Raw genomic sequence first — 19,260 nt, 5'->3', positions numbered from 1 at the left:
TTATTGTTTTTTGGTTGTACTAGCAGATGTATCACTACTCACATTACTATTTTTCGTTTTTTCCTGATATACTTTAATAAGCATTCCGGCATAAGCTCCTGGGACATTTTTAGACAAAACAATAGTATTATCAGGAACTCCTTTGAGCACCACTTTTTTATCAGAGAAGAATACTGGGTTTACATCAATAATATCAAGAATACTATCTCGTACTACAAATATTTTATTTCCTTCCTGTAGTAACCCTCTGTCTACTTCTATTGCATTTTCCTCTTTTTTGGCATCTAAGTTAGCTTCGAGATACATCCCTTCTCTTAATGTAGGCTCTTGTACTTCTATAAAAGTAGTTATGGTTTGAGTGGCTTGGTCTACACTACTGTTAATTCTGGACACAGTACCTGTATATGTTTTTGTTTTGTTAAGATTAGAGAGCTCTACAGATTCTCCTACTTGAAGTAGGTCTCCATACTCTTTTCCTATTGCAACCTGCATTTCATATGTACTGGTATCGATAAATTCCCCTAGTTTCTGCCCTTGTCGTATTAGGGTTCCTTCGGTTACCAATGCTTCGGTAAGTACTCCTACAAAAGGGGCCGAAATGGTATATTTTGCTAATCTCTGTTCTAGATTTTTTACATTGTAATATGTAGTATATATGTTTCGTCCGGTAATAAAATATTTTTCTTTTTCTGAAGTAACCTCTGGCAATTTGGGAGTTGCTTTACTCATATCAAAGGTATTGAGATACCCTTGCCATTTCTCATAAATATCCGGATAATCCAATCTCAAATCAGGCATAATAGAAGTAACCAGATTGTATAAATTACTTTTGGCAGATTGTACACTGGCATAATACTCTGACGCATCTATTCTAATTAACGCTTGTCCTCGTTTATATTTTTGACCTGTTTTAAAAAGCTGAGCACTTCCTTTAAAAATTCCCTGAACCTCTGCATACAACTCTAACCTCCTTTTTGCTGTTAGGTTTCCATTTGCTGCTATCTTAATAGGAACAGTTTTGTTTTGAACCGTATCTACAAAAACTGTCTTAATCACCTTAGCGGCTTTGGGCTGAGGTCGTTTTTTATTGTCTATAATTTTTTTAGTAATAAATAGCGCGGCGGCAATTAAAAGTACTCCTAGTACTGCAAGTATAATTTTTCTCATATGATAGTGGCAACCACTACTTAGTGTAGAATCGCCTACAAAACTATCAAGCATTGTCTTGTATTCCAGTTAAAAAACTCATAAAAGTTAAAATATCCAGTTGTTTCCATAAAAAAAGCATCTACTAAGTAGATGCCTATATCTTTTAAAAAAATGCTTCAAAATACTATTCTTCAGCAATTTCTGCTATTTTTGTTTTTACTTTTTTTAATGCTGTAATCAATACTTCTATTTCGTTTTCACTAAGAGTTTCTTGTACCGCAGGAATAAGATCATACATGATAGGCTGCACTTTTTGAATCACTTCTTTGGCATAGTCGGTAAGAAAGATACGATTCACTCTCCTATCATTCTCATCACTTCTGCGTACCACCAAATCTTTACTTTCCATAGTATTCACCAAGCGTGTCATTGAGGTTTTATCTCTATGCGTTATAAAAGCCAGGTCGTTTTGAGGTTGTCCATCATTTACATGTAGACGCTTCAGGACACTCCATTGTTCTTTAGAAAGGTCTAATCCATTTTCTTGAAATGCTTTTTGAACCAAAAATCCAAAATCATAGTGAATCTTACCTACCCAAGACAATGCATGAGCATTTAAGTCTATGGCTTTTAAATCATTCATATATACTATTTTTTTAATTAAATGTAAAAATATCTATAAAAATCTAGTTGCACTTGTTACTTCCAATAAAAATATCATAAAAATAACATAGCTTTTTAAATCACTTTAAAGATAACGGATAACTATATTTATTATTTTAAAACTAACGTGCTACAACATATCTACAATCTAATCTACCTATAACAGTTTTTACAAACTCTAGAAAAACCATAATGTATTAACCATTGTTTAATTCATCAATTTCTTCTTGCAATACTTCCCAATCTTCCATCAATGAAGCTAAAAGATCTTTTTTTGCCTGATAGTTATCAAAAAAATCTGGTTTCGCAATAGTCTCATCATAATTAATGGCTAGCTCGACATCAATCTCCTTAATTTCTCTCTCTAGTTTATTAATTTTTGACTCTACATTACTCAGTTTATTTCCTAATGATTTAATTTTTTTCTGATCCTGATAGGATTGCTTCGCGGTTTCTTTGGTATTGGTAATTACCTTTTCTTGTTTGTCTTTCTTTTCTACATCTCTTAGATCACTGATTCTACGTTCTTCTAGATAAAAATCTATATCCCCGAGATATTCTTTGATATTTTTGTTTTTAAATTCGTAAACTGTATTGCTAAGCCCTTGCAAAAAATCTCTATCATGAGACACTAAAATCAAGGTTCCTTCGAAGCTTTTTAATGCTTCTTTTAATACATTTTTAGATTTGATATCAAGGTGATTGGTAGGTTCATCCATTACCAGCACGTTAAAAGGCTGTAAGAGCATTTTACATAATGCTAATCGGTTTCGTTCTCCTCCAGAAAGCACTTTTACCTTTTTATCTACTTCATCACCTCTAAAAAGGAAAGCTCCTAGCATATCGCGAACTTTGCTTCGTGTTTTTTCGTCTGCTGCATGTATCATAGTATCATGAACGGTTAATTCTCCATCCAGATACTCTGATTGATTCTGAGCAAAATATCCTATCTGTACATTATGTCCCAGTTTAAAATCTCCTGAATAGGAAATCTCATCAATAATAATCTTGGCGAGTGTTGACTTACCTTGACCATTCTGCCCTACAAATGCTATTTTTGATCCTCTTTCTACAAGTAGATTGACATCTTTAAGAATTTCTTTATCTCCATAACTTTTGCCCACACTATCTGCTTCAATCACTACTTTTCCCGGTTGTACACTAATCGGAAAATTAATAGTCATCACGGCATTATCATCTTCGTCTACCTCAATCCTATCAATCTTATCCAGCTTTTTGATTAGTGATTGCGCCATAGAAGCCTTAGAGGCTTTTGCTCTAAATTTTTCTATCAGCTTCTCAGTTTGTTCTATTTGCTTGGATTGGTTTTTTTGTGTTGCTAATTGTTGCTCTCTGATTTCTTTACGCAATACCAAGTATTTTGAGTACGGCTTATTATAATCATAGATTCGACCCAAGGATATTTCAATAGTTCTATTGGTAACATTATCCAAAAACATTTTATCGTGAGAAACGATAACCACAACTCCAGGGTAATTTTTTAAAAAATTCTCTAACCAAATAATAGATTCTATATCCAGATGGTTGGTAGGCTCATCAAGCAACAGAATATCATTATTCTGCAATAATAGTTTAGCCAACTCAATCCGCATACGCCATCCACCAGAAAATGTATCTGTTAACTTATCAAAATCTTCTCTATTAAATCCTAGACCTTGTAATACTCTTTCTGTTTCGCCTTTATAGTTATACCCTCCCAAAACCTCATAATGATGCGTAAGGTCGCTTAAATCGGTTATAAGTTGATTATAGCCCTCACTTTCATAATCGGTACGTTCTGCCAATTGCGTATTGATGGCATCAATATCTCTTTCTATTTTTTTTATTTCGATAAAAGCTTCATAGGCTTCATCCAAAACACTACGCCCTTGTATAAAATCTATATCTTGTTTTAAGAAACCAATCTTAACTTCTTTATCCATAGCAATCTGGCCAGAATCCGGCTCTTGCTCTTTGGATAAAATCTTTAGCATGGTAGACTTCCCTGCACCATTCTTACCAATTAATCCTACTCGATCCCCTGCATTTAATCTGAAGCTTATTTCTTCAAAAAGATACTCCCCTCCAAACGAAATCGATAAGTTATGTATGTTTAACATCTGCTTTTGAATATTTTGTGCAAAGATGATTAATTTTGTCTTAGAATAAAAACGCTCATGAACTTCTTAAAAGGAACCAAAATTTATAGCATTCTTACAGGTAGTTGCCCTGTATGCCACGAAGAAAGTATGTATAAGGAGTCTAATCCGTACAAACTCAGTCAGACCTTAAAAATGCACGAACGCTGCAGTCATTGTAATACCAAGTACAAAATAGAGCCTTCTTTTTTTTATGGCGCAATGTATGTTAGCTATCCCGTTGGCATTGCTTTTGCTGTTGCTGCTTTTGTTATTAGCAACCTTTTCTTTAAGCTAAATCTAGTAACTACCTTTATAATAATCGTAGGGACGATGATTGTCTTTTTACCTGTGATTATGAGGATATCACGCAATATCTGGATCAACTTTTTTAAACATTATAAAAAAGAGAAAAAACTATCGTAATTTTTTAAAACGTTTGATATCGATTTCCTGATCTAAGGGAGTTTCTTCTTCGATACAATTATATAAATTTTGCGCCATAGTAGGAGCCAATAAAATCCCTCTACTTCCCATACCGTTTAAAATATGAATATTTGGATAGCTATCATGTGTTCCTATTAACGGCTTTCTATCTCTAACTGTAGGTCGAATTCCGGCTACCTGATCTACAATCTGATAAGGTGCATTTAAGAACCGTTTTAATTTTTTTTCTATTTCTTCACGTGAATCGATAGTCGTTTGGGGTGACTTATCTTGATTATTATACGTCGCCCCTACCTTATACATATCATCTCCTAATGGGATAATAAAAATTGAAGACTTTACAATCTCTTTCAGTTTAAGGTTCTCGGATTTAATGATAACATATTCACCTTTATTACCTTGTAGTGGCAAATAATTAAAAAAAGGATTGTCTTTAACTCCAAAACCTTCAGCAAATACAATATTTCTACTTTTAACATCTTTATACTGAACAAAACCTTTCTGGATTATTACCCTATCATACTCAAAAGGTTCTTCGGCAAAGGCTTTTTTTCCTTTAAGATAATCTGCATATGCAGATAGCATATTGTTAATTTCGATTTTACCGGTATGTTTTACCTTTCCATAATGAAAAGGTATATCTAGTGCGGCATTTGTGTTTCGAATCAATTTTGGGGAAAGGAACTCACCTAAAACAGGTTTATCACATGCTTCAAACCAATTATTTTGCTCTTCTACGTCATTAAATCTGCGTAATATCGGAAGCTCAGAAACCAATGATTTCTGCAGTTTAGATTCTATATGGGCATAAAAAGAACTTGCAATTTTACTTTGTTCTGATGCCTTCCATGCTAATGTAAAACGCTTTAAAATAACAGGATTAAAGATACCTCCTGCAACTCGTGAAGACTTTTGAGAAAAGTTTTCATACACTTTAAAAGATTTGCCTTTATTCTCTAATTGCTCTACAAAAGACAATCCAGATAATCCGAAACCAACAACGATATAATCTAACATGTGTCAAAAATAATAAAACGCCCAGCAAGCTGGGCGTTTTATTTATCATTTATAGATTTTTGAAGCTATTAATAACTCCACATATCCATTTCGAAGTTTCGAATACTCTCTTTAATTCTTTCACTTTCCAGAAGCTGCATCAAAGCGTTATCTACAACATAATCCTTAATTTCACGGTCACCTTGTATGTTATCTTCTTTATAGATCACAGAATTAAAACGTCTTGCATTAAGAATATGATCATAGGTAAATGGCATAGAAGTGTTTTTTCTATTAAACGCCTTTGCATTATGAAGCATTTCTCTTGCATCAGGATACCATATCCAAAATAATGCAACCATATCTGGCTCATCATCATCGATAAAGTTCACATCGGGAGCTACAGGTGCTATCCCTAGCAATCTGTATCTTAACTCACCTAATCTTTTATCAAAATACCAGTATCCTCTAATCTTATATTCTGCAATATCAGCAGAGGTAATATCTCTTCTGTTGATATATTGAGGATCTACTTGTTCTCCAGCATTATATTGCTCATACCCTAAATCAGTAGTATCGATTTTAGACATTGTAGACTGAAGATCTTCGAATGTACGAGTTTCGGTAAAATATGAATCTGAATAAATATTCTTAATTTTTCCATTTCTTATATTCGATACTAATACATCATATAAAGAACGGCGGTTAGCACCAATATTAAATGTATCTATAGGGTAATACAAAGGGAAATTTATTCGCTCATCAAGATCAATAGTCTCCCAAGTTGTCTTTGCCCATAGTACATCACGCTTATCTACATAACCGTATTCTAACGGACGATCATTATCATATAAGATTTGCTCTTGTGTTTTCTTTCCAATCTCATCAGGATTACTAGCATTTAAAACATTTGCTTGCCCGAAAGAAATAGAAGAAACCAATAGACCAAAAACGGTTAATATAAAATTTCTCAAATTCATAACTTCGTAAGTTTATTTTTTAATTTGTTAACTCGATAACCACTGGAGATATTTTTTTCAATTTATATCCAGAGTTAGTAGTTAACTGTGCCTTAATATCAATAATTTGAACAGAAGAACCTCTTTTAGCTTTACGCAAAGCTGATTTAGCTTTAGCATTAAGTCTTCCTCCAGGAACACTTACTGTTGGCTGTCCTTCTACTTTAAATTTAAATCCAGTAACTTTTAGTTTGATATCAAAATCAAAATCTGGTAAGATTGCTCCAATAGAAGATATTTCCAGGGCATTTCTTGCCATTTTGATAGAACCATCTTCTCCACGAACTGTTCCTACAGGTCTTGGTATACCTTTAATTCTAAATTTCTTACTGTCGCTTACTGTTGTACCATTTGCAAGTTTACCACTTACTTTTATGTTTACTTCACGTGCTTTTACAGCAGTAACATTCATCATATATTTTCCTGCACCTCCAACTTTTTTCAATCCAGGAGCAGAAGCATTTACAGCTGGTACACCAGGGATAGAAATTGTCATTGGGTTATTTACTCCACGATATACCACATTCATTTTATCTGCAGAAATTACAGCAGAATTTGGTCTAGGGATTACAGTATATGAACTTTTAATAGGAATAGTTACAGTAGAATCTCCTTCTTTAAATTGAAGTTCTCCAGCTACGTCTCTTTCTCCAACATTACCTGCAGGGAAATCAAGCATAATTTGTCCGTTATTTACTTCTGTTTGCTCTTTACCATTAACCATAACTTTGGTTGGTTTAAGCGTCGCATCAAAACGTCCAAGAACTATTCTACCCTTGAAACTCTCTCCACTAAAGAAAGCAGTTTTATCCGCAACTACAATTGCCTCATAGTTACTAAACGAAAGTTCAGAAGCTTGTTGTCCTGCTAATAAAGCAGAAAGTACTTTACTTTCTGTAGTTTTTACATCAGCTTGCATTTGAGTAAGCTTCGTTAAAGAAGCTACTAATGGGAATCCTTCAAAGTTATAATTTAACCACTTTTTAGTTACTCCAGATCTGTCTTTTACATCCTCAGTAGAAAAAGTTTTAATTACATCATCAGCAACAGAAGCATCAACTTCTTTCACTTCTTTTATTGCTGCAGATACACCTTCTCTATATTTTGTGATATTATCAAGAAACTCTTGTGCTCCAGCAGTAACTTTACCACCTTCAAAAAATTTCTGATTCAACTTATCAGGTCGATCCATTGTTTCATAATCTGTAGGATCTTCTCTATCAGCAACCAATTCGGCTTTTAGCCCGTCTAAATATGTGTTAAACTCATTAGATAAAGTACTAATCTGATCAGCTTTTGCTTTTAGGGGGGTGTACTTTTCTGGTTGTTCTGCAACTTTTTCAGCAAGACCAGTCATAAATGCACCATTACGTGCAGTTGCAATCGTATTAGATTCTGTCAACTTTTCGTTCATCAAACCGAACGCCGACAATACTTCTTTCGACATATTTAATGCCAACATTGCGATGAAAACCAGATACATCAGGTTAATCATCTTCTGCCTTGGGGATAGTTTTCCTCCTGCCATATTCTTTTTAGATTTTGGTAGTTATTATAAAATATTTTATTAAAAATGTTAACTTCTATTCATTGCAGTTAACATACCACCATATACTCCATTAAGAGAAGAAAGGTTACTAGCAAGGCTTGTCATTTGTTCTTGAAGCTTAGTTGCATTTTCAGCAATAGCTTGATTAGCTTCAGCTTGACGTGCAGAAGACTCTAACTGAACTTTATACAAACTGTTTAAAGATTCAAGATGTGAAGCTGCACTTGCCATCTCTTCACTATATTTTTGCGTTCCAGCAATAGCATCAGTTGTAGGACCAAGGTTTCTTGCTGCTCCTTCAAAGTTACGGATACTATCACCAAGACTACTCATTAGGTTAGTATCAAGTCTTGCTTCTTTAAGCATATCATCCAATTTCTGAGATAATAATCCTTCTGGAGTTGCTTCTTTTTCTTTTTTATCTTTTTTATTCCCTCCTGCTAATTCAGGGTATACCAAAGACCAATCTAAATCATTGTCAACAGGTTCGAATGCAGAAACCGTAAATACTAATGCTTCTGTAACCAAACCGATAATAAGCATTAAATTACCAAATGGCCAGTGCATAATTTTAAATAGTGCACCTAATATTACAACGGCTGCTCCGAGACCGTATACCATGTTCATTAACTTCTTGCTTGCTTTTGAATTTGCCATAATAAATTTGTTTTGTTTTTTTTAAATCAAAGTTTTAAAAAAGGGTTAGTAATTAAGTTGATAGAAAATTTTGGGACTTATTTTTGATTCTGAGTATTATCTTCTCCAGTCACGTCAGTACCCATATAGTCCTGAACGGTTCTAAATCCAATATAACTCCTCGCAGAATCAGCGTATTCATAATCTCTGGTACTTACCTGTAGGAAGTAAGCAACATCTTTCCAGGATCCACCACGTACGACTTTACGTTTATTTTCATCATCATTAACATTTGGGTTCATTGATGAAACGTATTCGTAAGCTGCTGGATCATAGGATGACTGTACCCACTCAGAAACATTACCCGCCATATTGTATAGGTTATAATCGTTGGGATCAAATGTTTTGGCTTCTACAGTATATAAAAAGTTATCAGCTGCGTAGTTTCCTCTAAGAGGCTTAAAGTTTGCCAGAAAACAACCTCTATCATTTAACGCATATGGACCTCCCCATGGATACGTAGCAGATTCGAGACCTCCTCTAGCAGCATATTCCCATTCTGCCTCAGTTGGCAGTCTGAAATAGTTTACAAATTCTTTACCCTTCTTCTTCTGAAAGGTGTTTTTCTCGATGGTTCTCCATCGACAGAAGGCTTTAGCTTGTTCCCAAGATACACCAACTACCGGATAATCATCGTATGCGCTATGCCAAAAGTAGTCATTGTGCATAGGCTCATTATATGAGTAATTAAAATCCTTAATCCACACTGTAGTATCAGGGTAGACTTTGATTACTTCTTCTTTTACGAAATCTTTTCTCCCACCCTTTTTAGCTCGTGCAGCTGCCTGAATGTCCATCCAGGTAAATCTGAATTCGTATTTACTAACATCTAATGTACGTCTACCATTATACGATTCTTCTAATGGAATATACATGGTATCCATTACTTCAGCATAAAACTCATCTGGATAATCATCGATATCCCATTCGATATCAACATCCTTATTAAGTTTCCTACCTTCGTAACCAGTTTCTCCTGTTCCACTGTAATTATCGTACATGTATTTTTCGTACACAGACATGTTTTCGGTATCGGCATCTAAGAATGCATATTCTCCAATACCATCATCACCAGGAGCTTTTCCCAGTTCATCAGCCATTATCGCAAGTCTCATTCTAATAACAGAATCGCGAACCCAGCTCACAAATTGTCTATACTCACTATTAGTGATTTCGGTTTCATCCATGTAGAAGGATCGAACCGTAACCATTCTTGTAGGGGCATTTGCCAGAGCGGCTTTATCATCATCCGACTTACCCATAATGAACGATCCTCCGGGGATGAGAGCCATGCCATATGGTTTTTGCGGGTGCCATTTTTTTCCTTGTGCTCCTACCAGTTCTCCTCGGCTTCCACCACCACAACTGTAGAGCATTGCTAAAATAGCAAAGAGTGATACAAATTTCTTCATAACGTGTTTTAGGTTAAGATCTTCTAGATTTAAGGACGTAAACCTATTTATTTATTTCCAGAAAAACAATTTTTTTCTAAAAAAAACCTTAAATCTGCCTAATAAAAATGTTAAACTTCGTTTTTTTGTTTTGCCTTATACCATCTTTCAGGTATTTCTTGATTACAAGCACGCTCATAATCGTTGTATGTGCAAGGTAATAACGTATGTCTTTCCAATTTATTATTACCTGATGAAATAAAAGGTATTTCTATCCACCATCTTCCGGTCATAATACTCTTATAAAATGACAATATTTCATCCTCAACTGGCACATTATAATGCAGTGTGTTTTTCAACCCTCTTATATTCAATTCATTAGATCGATAATTAACTCCTTCTATAAAATACCATATTATTTGAGCTACTAATAGAGCTGTTGTTTCTTGATTATTAAAGTTTTTAAACTCGTAAATCCCAAAACTTTTAACCTTATCACTAATTCCTGCATATCTCGAAATTGCACAAATCTCTCTACCATCAAAACCATTTGGAGAAGCAAAAGATCCACTTATACTCGTAGAATTCATTACTCCTAGATCTACAGAGACAATATCTGCATCTCTCATAATTGGCTCAACAATCGTTACATCAGAGATAACCTCACCTAAACGATACGCATCAAAATATAATTTTTCTATAAGATCTATTTCTTCTTGAGAATTAAAATAAGTTTGATATCCTATATTACTATAATTAAATAAATTATATGGCTGCTCTACTATGATTTTTCCAACAAAAGATGTATTAGTGATCGGCAAAGAAGAATTACCTAAATCAAATTTACCATCTACATTTACCAGATTTACCATTCGTTCCAAAATATCAAACGACCTGTATTGAGCATATACCAAATCCTGACTACCTCCTAAAATGACCGGAATAATATTTTTCTGCAACAAAGTAGACAATACCTCTTGAGCCAAATAATATGTATCACTAACTTCATTACCTGGAGTAATATCGCCAAGATCTACTATATTAGCACTCCAATTTCCAGGAAAAAGCTCATACAATGATTTACGAATAGCATCAAAACTAAGATGTTCTCCTAGAAAATCAACATCATTCCTATTTTCCCTAATACCAAGAATAGCAATATCCACCTTTTCAAGATTTGGAATTCCACCATCTATCGTATGAATATTAATGTGTTTTCCTAACGCGTTTTCAGAAAGCAGCTTTGCATGTGCAACAACCAGATCACTAACAGGTACAAGAAATTCGAAAGACATATAATAGGTTTATTTCTTTTTAGTAGTCTTTTTGGCACTAGCTTTTTTGGTAGTTTTCTTTTTGGCAGCTGTTTTTTTCTTGGGAGCATTTTTCTCAATCAGATCTTTGACCTTATCAAGAGTTAGCTTTGAGGCATCAACAGTTTTAGGCAATTCTATTTTAACTTTACCTTTTATAATATTACTTCTTCCCCACCTTGCTTTTTCAACCCTGATTCCTTCTTCTTCCCAATTATGAATAACTTTATCAATTTCTTTCTGCTTTTTCTCTTCGATAAGATTTACAATATCTTGATCTGATAAGTTATCAAAATCGTACTTCTTATTCACATTAATAAACATTCCGTTCCACTTTATAAAAGGACCAAATCGCCCTTTCCCTTTCTGAACAGGAAGGTTTTCATATTCATATATAGGAGCGTCTGCTTTTTCTTTTGCGTCTATCAGCTCCATAGCCCTATCCAAAGTAGTACTTAGTGGATCTTCTCCTTTTTCTAATGAAACAAATTTTTCACCAAAACGCACATATGGACCAAATCGACCATTGTTCACTATGATAGTTTCTCCTTTATAAACACCAAGTTCTTTTGGCAATTGAAACAAATCCATAGCCTCTTCAAAAGTAATTCCACTTAATGTCTGTCCTGGAGGCAAACTAGCAAACTTTGGCTTATCCTCGTCTTCTGCTGTACCGATTTGAACCATTGGCCCAAATTTACCTAATCGCACACTCACTACCTTACCTGTAGCAGGGTCTTCTCCCAAAATACGCTCACCAACTTCTCTCTCCGCATTCTGGGCAACATCTTCTACTCTTGGATGAAACTCCTGGTAAAATTCTTTCATCACCTGAGTCCAGTCCTCTTGTCCATCAGCAATTTCATCAAAATCCTGCTCTACTTTTGCCGTAAAGTTATAATCAAGAATTGCCGAAAAATGATTTACCAAGAAATCATTCACCACCATTCCTACATCTGTTGGAATTAGTTTCCCCTTATCGCTACCTACTTTTTCGGATAGCTTTTTTTCATTAACAGAATCTCCAGAAAGCACCATCTGAACGTACTCACGTACTTCTCCTTCTTTGGCTCCTTTCTCTACATAATTTCTATTTTGAATTGTAGAAATCGTAGGAGCATATGTTGACGGTCTACCAATACCTAACTCCTCTAATTTTTTAACCAATGAAGCTTCTGTATATCGTCCTGGTGCTCTTGTAAATCGCTCTGTTGCAGAAATATAATTATTAAACAGGTTTTCTTGCACTTTCATTGCAGGAAGAATCCCTTCTTGCTCTTCATCTTCATCATCATTACCTTCTAAATACACCTTTAAAAAGCCTTCAAATTTGATGACTTCTCCATTTGCAGTAAACTGTTCTTTATGCGTATTTGCATCAATCTTTACATTTGTTCTTTCTAATCTGGCGTCACTCATTTGCGAAGCGATAGCACGTTTCCAGATTAATTCATATAATCGCTGTTGATCATATTCTACATTCACACTATGTCTAGAAAAATCTGTTGGACGTATTGCCTCGTGAGCTTCTTGTGCGCCTTTTGATTTACCTTTGTATTGTCTTGGATTACTATACTCATTTCCATATGCCGAATCTATCTCTGCTTTTGCTCCTTTTTGAGCTTCTTCAGACAAATTCACACTATCAGTTCTCATATAAGTAATCAATCCCGCTTCATACAACCTTTGAGCCATCGTCATTGTTTTACTCACTGAGAAATACAATTTTCTAGATGCCTCTTGTTGCAAAGTAGAGGTTGTAAACGGTGGTGCTGGTGATTTTTTTGCTGGTTTTGTAGAAAGATCTGCTACTTTAAATGACGCATCTAAGTTTTTTTCTAAAAATGCCTTAGCTTCTTCTTTTGTTTTAAAATTCTTAGGAATTTTAGCCTTAAAGGATTTCCCTTCCTGATTAGAAAATTCTGCATCTATTCGATAAGAAGCTTCTGGTTTAAAACCTAGTATATCTCGCTCTCGTTCTACAATCAATCGCACAGATACTGATTGCACTCTCCCTGCTGATAATCCTCCTTTAACTTTTCTCCATAACACAGGAGACAATTCATACCCCACTAAACGATCCAACACTCGCCTAGCTTGTTGTGCATTCACAAGGTTGTAATCAATACTGCGTGGATTTTCGATTGCCTTAAGAATTGCATTCTTTGTGATTTCATGAAAAACAATGCGGCGGGTTCTATCTTTATCTAATTTTAAAGTCTCTGCAAGATGCCAAGCTATTGCTTCTCCCTCTCGATCCTCATCACTGGCTAACCATACCATCTCTGCTTTCTTAGAAAGATCTTTGAGTTTCTTAACTACATCCTTTTTATCTTTGGAGACAATATACTTAGGTTTAAAATCTCCATCAACATCAACCCCTAACTCTTTAGACGGGAGGTCTGCAATATGTCCAAAACTGGATGCAACTGTAAAATCTTTTCCAAGAAATTTTTCTATTGTTTTAGCCTTAGCTGGTGACTCGACAATCACTAAATTCTTAGCCATAATCCTTTTAATTTCTGACAACAAAAGTATATCAATTTTTTGATTTCAAGATTCTTTATCAAAAAATTAGTTAAAAAAAACTACCCACAGCCAAGTTTCACTTTTTTTTTATTTAACAAAGAGTATCTCTTCTCTTTCTAATTCATCATCGTCAAAACCTATAGTATCCTTATACACATAATACACAGGTAGCAATGCAAAAGAAGTTGTTGCAATCAAACCTATCACACACATAATATACCCTACAGTAGTAGCTAACATTGAAGAAATCATCATTAATCCAAAAATTAGAATCCACTTCTTATTCCCTAACTTAAAGCTAACATTTATCAAATCGGAAACACTAAGATCAGGGTTGAATGCGAATATTACTACAAGTAGTTGTAAGGGAACCATTACATAGAAAATAGGAAGGTAACACAACAATGCAGCCAAGACTATAATCCCAAATTTTGCAATAGACAAAGTAATGACTTTTCCTATATATTTCCCTTTAAGAAACATAAAATACGATGATGTCTCCGCATGCCCCAAATCTACCTGCTTACAAACTCTGTAAAAATGCGCCACAACCCCCAATTGGAGTGCAGATGCCAGCATTATCAAAACCAAAACAAGAAAAGCAAAAAGAAATACAAGACCTATCGACAGTTCTTCTCCAAGCCCCCCATAATCACCATAACCATCATACTCGGCCATCCCTATAAAAACAAACATAGGAATATACATCACAACAATAAGAGGAATCACCACTACCATAAGGATAAGCATATGGACCATACCTTGCAGCCATACTTTTTTAAATAGTTCTATACTTTTACTGAAGATATCGCCAAAGTCTAAAGCCTTATTATTTTCTATCTTTTCAAGAAGTCTGTTTAACGTCATAGGACACATTTTATTGATTGAAGTAATCAAATATAGATTTTTTAGAAAATAAACCCCTGACACTTTGTCATAAATAACATTTAAAAGTATCTTTGCACACTATTTGACCCCAATCGATAAGGAATTATTTTATGGAGAAGATTATTGACGAAAGCAAACAGGGACAACCACTTGCTCTTGATCAGAACAAAGAAAACCAACGTAAGCTCTTTATAGAAAGCTACGGTTGCCAGATGAATTTTAGTGATAGTGAAATCGTTGCATCTATTCTAGCAAAAGAAGGGTTTAACACTACACAAAATCTCGAAGATGCAGATCTTGTTTTAGTGAATACTTGTTCTATTAGAGAAAAAGCGGAACAAACAGTTAGAAAAAGACTAGAGAAATACAATGCTGTAAAGAGGATCAATCCACGAATGAAGGTTGGAGTTCTTGGCTGTATGGCCGAGCGTCTAAAAAGTAAATTTCTTGAAGAAGAAAAAATAGTCGACCTCGTTGTTGGACCAGACGCATACAAAGACCTCCCTAACCTTATTGAAAAAGTAGACGCTGGTCGTAATGCTGTTAATGTAATCCTTTCTAAAGAAGAAACCTACGGCGACATCGCTCCTGTTCGCTTACAAAGTAATGGTGTATCAGCTTTTGTATCTATTACCCGTGGTTGTGATAATATGTGTACTTTTTGTGTTGTCCCATTTACTAGAGGAAGAGAGCGCAGCCGAGAACCTCAAAGCATCTTAAAAGAAATTGACGATCTGGTATCCCAAAAATTTAAAGAAATTACCTTGCTCGGGCAAAATGTAGATAGCTATTTATGGTATGGCGGTGGTTTGAAAAAAGATTTCGATAAAGCAACTGATTTTCAAAAAGCTACAGCGGTAGACTTTGCAAAACTGCTGGATATGACCGCAGAAAGGCATCCCAAATTGCGCATCCGATTTTCTACATCTAATCCTCAGGATATGACATTAGATGTAATAGAAATTATGGCTAAACACAAAAACATATGTAAACACATACATCTACCTATACAAAGCGGGAGTGATCGTATACTCAAAGAAATGAACCGCCTACATACCCGACAAGAGTACATGAATCTAGTCGATAACATCAAAAGAATAATCCCAGACTGTGCAATAACACAGGATATGATTATAGGTTTCCCTACAGAAACAGAAGAAGATCACCAAGACACACTATCTTTATTAGAATACGTAAAATATGAACATGGATACATGTATGCCTATTCTGAAAGACCCGGAACATTAGCAGAGCGCAAACTAGAAGATGATGTTCCTGAAGAAACTAAAAAAAGAAGGCTTGCAGAAGTCATAAAAGCACAACGTAGTCACAGTGCATACAGACATCAAACCTATTTAGGCAAAACCTTTGAAGTCTTAATCGAAAAAGAGTCCAAAAAATCTGATCAACACTGGAGCGGAAGAACTACAAAAAATATTGTAGCCATATTCCCTAAAGAAGAGTACAAAATCGGTGATTTTGTGATGGTTCAAATTGATCAATGCACCAGTGCAACATTATTAGGTAAAGCAATTGGATATTCTGACAATAACTAATTGAGCCAACAGACAATATAATTGAATTAAACTAATAACAGTTTACTATAAATATGGAATCAGTTCAAGCTACAAAACAACGATTCGGAATCATCGGAAATGATCCAAAACTAAATCGTGCAGTAGAAAAAGCTATCCAAGTTGCTCCAACCGATATCTCGGTGCTAGTAACTGGAGAAAGTGGCGTAGGAAAGGAAAGTATTCCTAAAATCATACATTCTCTGTCCCATCGTAAACATGGCAAGTACATCGCTGTAAACTGTGGAGCAATCCCCGAAGGGACAATAGATAGTGAGCTTTTTGGTCATGAAAAAGGAGCATTCACAGGAGCTACACAAACCCGAAATGGTTATTTTGAAGTAGCCAGTGGAGGAACCATTTTTCTTGATGAAGTAGGTGAATTACCACTCACCACCCAAGTACGCTTACTAAGAGTACTAGAAAATGGTGAATTTATTAAAGTTGGATCTTCAAAAGTTCAAAAAACGGATGTACGTATCGTTGCCGCTACCAACGTAAACATGTTTGAAGCTATTAAAAAAGGAAAATTTAGAGAAGATCTATACTATCGCCTTAGCACTGTAGAAATTCTTTTACCCCCTCTTAGAGATCGAAAAGAAGATATTCATCTTTTGTTTAGAAAATTTGCTTCTGATTTTGCTACCAAATACAAAATGCCAACCATCCGCTTAGATAGTGATGCGATTATACTATTAGAAAAGTATCATTGGAGTGGCAATATAAGACAGCTACGCAACATTGCAGAGCAAATTTCAGTCCTTGAACAAAACAGAACTATATCGGCAATTACTTTGCGAGGATACTTACCAAACATTGGAAGTAATTTACCAGCCGTAGTTTCTGCTGATAAAAACGAAAGTGATTTTAGCAATGAAAGAGAAATCTTATACAAAGTCCTTTTTGACATGAAAAGCGACCTTAATGATCTCAAAAAGTTAACCATGGAACTTATGCAAAGTGGCAATACTCAGCAGGTACAAAAAGACAATGAAGGACTAATTCAGAAAATTTATCAGGATAAAGAGGAAGATATACGTTTTGAAGAACCCATAAGACAAACACCTTCTGAACTCCTAGAAATACCTTCGCAGAGCACATTACAACCTAAAGAAGAAGACAAATACCATTTTGCCGAAGAAATAGAAGAAGAAGAAACATTATCATTGCACGACAAAGAGTTAGAATTGATAAAAAAATCATTAGAAAGACATAGAGGCAAACGTAAAGCTGCTGCAGAAGAATTAGGAATTAGCGAACGAACTTTATACAGAAAAATAAAACAATACGATCTATAAATCGATGAAGAAACTAAAATATATACTAATTGCATTCACCTCATTAGTCTTGTTACAAGCATGCGGTATTTATTCATTTACCGGAACAAACATTTCACCCGACACAAAGACATTTCAAGTTAATTTCTTTCAAAATCAATCTCCCAGAGTTTTTCCTGGTGCCGATCAAACTTTTACAAATCAATTACAAGATTTAATTCTTAACCAGACTAATCTTAGCCTAACTACATCGGGAGGAGATATTCTTTATGAAGGAGAAATTGTTCAGGATTATGTCTCACCAAATACAGCTACTTCGCAAATAACGGCAGCTCAAAACAGGCTAACTATCGCTGTTAATATGCGATTTTATGACGCTAAAGATCCTGATCAAGATCTAGAACAACGCTTTTCGTTCTTCTTTGATTATCCTGCCTCTGCATCAGAAAACGCAATAAGAGATGAAGCAATGCAAGTAATTTTTGAAAGAATCACGCAAGATATGTTTAATGCCACATTAGCAAGATGGTAAATAGTTGTTTTAGAAACTAATCGAAGTCGAAAAAAATTAGTTTCCATAATTAGCCAACAGTACATTACTAAATAATTACCTATCTTAAACCATTATAAAAACAAGAACATCAAATAATAATTGACGCTATTTTGAATACAACGGAGTTTACATATCTGCTTCAAGACCCCACTCAACTAAAAAAGGATCAAGCATACTCTCTGGAGAAAATCACCAGAGCATTTCCCTATTTTCAATCTGCAAGGTCATTATTTTTGAAATCTTTAAAGGATCAGGAAAGTTTTAGATATAACCAAGAATTAAAAATAACAGCTGCCTACACTACGGATCGCAGTGTCTTATTTGACTTTATTACTTCTGAGCTTTTTAAAGAAAATAAAAATCAGCATGAAATAATAAAGAAAAATAAATCTGAAATTGAGGTTGTTGACCCTCAAGAAGTCAAGACACTTCCTAGAATGGCTATGAATAAAGCCGTTAGAATGAAAATCGAAGAGGCTGAAGATGTTCTGGATCCTGATTTATTCTCAGAAAGAAAAGAAAACAACACCCTCAAACAAATTAAAATTGCCACACCTTTTACTTCTGATGATATTCTTGAAACAAAAGAAGACGGTTTAGCTTCCCTCGAAAACGACGATCAGACCCCAGAAGAGATTTTACAAATTGACAAGCCTTTGGATTTTGACAAAAAAGGAACACACTCTTTTGCAGAATGGTTAAAACTGACCTCCTTAACGCCAATCGACCGAAACACTGACCAAAAACCTGCAATTACATCTCCTGAGACAGAAGATAAAAATCAGGATAAACTATTAGAAAAAAAGAACAAATTCGATTTGATCGATGAATTTATTGCCAATAACCCTAAGATTCAACCTGCTAACAAAAATGCACCAACGCGCAATTTAGCAAACCAAAGCATAGTCCCTTCTGATGAATTAATGACCGAAACTTTAGCTCGAGTGTATCTGGCTCAGAAAAACTATAAGAAGGCAATTCAAGCTTATAACATATTAATTTTGAAAAATCCCGAAAAAAGTGGTTTCTTTGCAGACCAAATTCGAGCAATAAAGAAATTACACGAAAATAAATAACA

At 34.8% G+C, this 19,260-nt stretch carries 16 protein-coding genes; 5 read left to right on the top strand and 11 right to left on the bottom strand.

The features are described 5' to 3' along the window. From C1X07_RS21165 to C1X07_RS21155, 3 genes are all read right to left on the bottom strand, one after another. Positions 1-1,167, bottom strand: coding sequence for an efflux RND transporter periplasmic adaptor subunit (locus C1X07_RS21165; protein ID WP_103072132.1), 1,167 nt, complete (start codon positions 1,165-1,167; stop codon positions 1-3). A gap of 166 nt (positions 1,168-1,333) precedes the next feature. Continuing rightward, positions 1,334-1,792 carry a MarR family winged helix-turn-helix transcriptional regulator gene (locus C1X07_RS21160; protein ID WP_103072043.1) on the bottom strand — a complete coding sequence of 153 codons (459 nt, stop codon included), beginning with the start codon at positions 1,790-1,792 and terminating at the stop codon, positions 1,334-1,336. A 217-nt stretch (positions 1,793-2,009) separates the two neighbouring features. Next, a complete protein-coding gene (locus C1X07_RS21155) occupies positions 2,010-3,932 on the bottom strand; it encodes an ABC-F family ATP-binding cassette domain-containing protein (RefSeq protein WP_103072042.1) in 1,923 nt (640 codons plus the stop codon). Positions 3,933-3,989: 57 nt separating this feature from the next. Here C1X07_RS21155 and C1X07_RS21150 point away from each other — a divergent pair, with 57 nt between their 5' ends. Beyond that, entirely contained in the window at positions 3,990-4,376 is a 387-nt protein-coding gene (locus C1X07_RS21150; RefSeq protein ID WP_103072041.1) for a DUF983 domain-containing protein, read from the top strand. On the opposite strand, the gene C1X07_RS21145 is transcribed toward C1X07_RS21150, so the two are convergent. The 8 genes from C1X07_RS21145 to C1X07_RS21110 all read right to left on the bottom strand — a co-directional run bounded on the left by C1X07_RS21145 (position 4,368) and on the right by C1X07_RS21110 (position 14,757). After that, complete coding sequence (locus tag C1X07_RS21145; protein ID WP_103072040.1) at positions 4,368-5,414, bottom strand: NAD(P)/FAD-dependent oxidoreductase; 1,047 nt, start codon at positions 5,412-5,414, stop codon at positions 4,368-4,370. The two genes, C1X07_RS21150 and C1X07_RS21145, sit on opposite strands and share 9 nt — an antisense overlap. A 68-nt stretch (positions 5,415-5,482) precedes the next feature. Next, positions 5,483-6,373, bottom strand: coding sequence for a type IX secretion system ring subunit PorN/GldN (gene porN / locus C1X07_RS21140; protein ID WP_103072039.1), 891 nt, complete (start codon positions 6,371-6,373; stop codon positions 5,483-5,485). A 19-nt stretch (positions 6,374-6,392) separates the two neighbouring features. Continuing rightward, on the bottom strand, positions 6,393-7,940 hold the full coding sequence (gene porM, locus C1X07_RS21135; protein WP_103072038.1) for a type IX secretion system motor protein PorM/GldM: 1,548 nt from the start codon (positions 7,938-7,940) through the stop codon (positions 6,393-6,395). 48 nt (positions 7,941-7,988) lie between these two features. Beyond that, positions 7,989-8,618 carry a type IX secretion system motor protein PorL/GldL gene (gene porL / locus C1X07_RS21130; protein ID WP_103072037.1) on the bottom strand — a complete coding sequence of 210 codons (630 nt, stop codon included), beginning with the start codon at positions 8,616-8,618 and terminating at the stop codon, positions 7,989-7,991. Positions 8,619-8,695: 77 nt separating this feature from the next. Continuing rightward, entirely contained in the window at positions 8,696-10,069 is a 1,374-nt protein-coding gene (gene porK / locus C1X07_RS21125) for a T9SS ring complex lipoprotein PorK/GldK (protein WP_103072036.1), read from the bottom strand. A gap of 110 nt (positions 10,070-10,179) precedes the next feature. Next, positions 10,180-11,343: a formimidoylglutamase gene (locus tag C1X07_RS21120; protein WP_103072035.1), complete on the bottom strand. Its 1,164-nt coding sequence runs from the start codon at positions 11,341-11,343 to the stop codon at positions 10,180-10,182. A 9-nt stretch (positions 11,344-11,352) separates the two neighbouring features. Continuing rightward, positions 11,353-13,869 (bottom strand): type I DNA topoisomerase, encoded by a 2,517-nt coding sequence (topA, locus tag C1X07_RS21115; protein ID WP_103072034.1) that lies wholly within the window; start codon positions 13,867-13,869, stop codon positions 11,353-11,355. 108 nt (positions 13,870-13,977) lie between these two features. Next, on the bottom strand, positions 13,978-14,757 hold the full coding sequence (locus C1X07_RS21110; RefSeq protein ID WP_103072131.1) for a hypothetical protein: 780 nt from the start codon (positions 14,755-14,757) through the stop codon (positions 13,978-13,980). 131 nt (positions 14,758-14,888) lie between these two features. Here C1X07_RS21110 and miaB point away from each other — a divergent pair, with 131 nt between their 5' ends. The 4 genes from miaB (at position 14,889) to C1X07_RS21090 (ending at position 19,258) form a co-directional block, all read left to right on the top strand. Beyond that, positions 14,889-16,334, top strand: coding sequence for a tRNA (N6-isopentenyl adenosine(37)-C2)-methylthiotransferase MiaB (gene miaB / locus C1X07_RS21105; protein ID WP_103072033.1), 1,446 nt, complete (start codon positions 14,889-14,891; stop codon positions 16,332-16,334). A 53-nt stretch (positions 16,335-16,387) separates the two neighbouring features. Beyond that, a complete protein-coding gene (locus C1X07_RS21100) occupies positions 16,388-17,650 on the top strand; it encodes a sigma-54 interaction domain-containing protein (RefSeq protein WP_103072032.1) in 1,263 nt (420 codons plus the stop codon). A gap of 4 nt (positions 17,651-17,654) precedes the next feature. Beyond that, positions 17,655-18,161: an LPS assembly lipoprotein LptE gene (gene lptE, locus C1X07_RS21095; RefSeq protein ID WP_103072031.1), complete on the top strand. Its 507-nt coding sequence runs from the start codon at positions 17,655-17,657 to the stop codon at positions 18,159-18,161. Between the two features lie 131 nt (positions 18,162-18,292). Next, positions 18,293-19,258, top strand: coding sequence for a hypothetical protein (locus tag C1X07_RS21090; RefSeq protein ID WP_103072030.1), 966 nt, complete (start codon positions 18,293-18,295; stop codon positions 19,256-19,258). Positions 19,259-19,260 lie beyond the last annotated feature (2 nt).

The sequence above is a fragment of the Aquimarina sediminis genome (assembly GCF_002895435.1).
Taxonomy (GTDB): Bacteria; Bacteroidota; Bacteroidia; order Flavobacteriales; family Flavobacteriaceae; genus Aquimarina; species Aquimarina sediminis.
The sequence above is the reverse complement of the archived record's forward strand: the minus strand, read 5'-3'. Positions and strand labels throughout refer to the sequence as shown.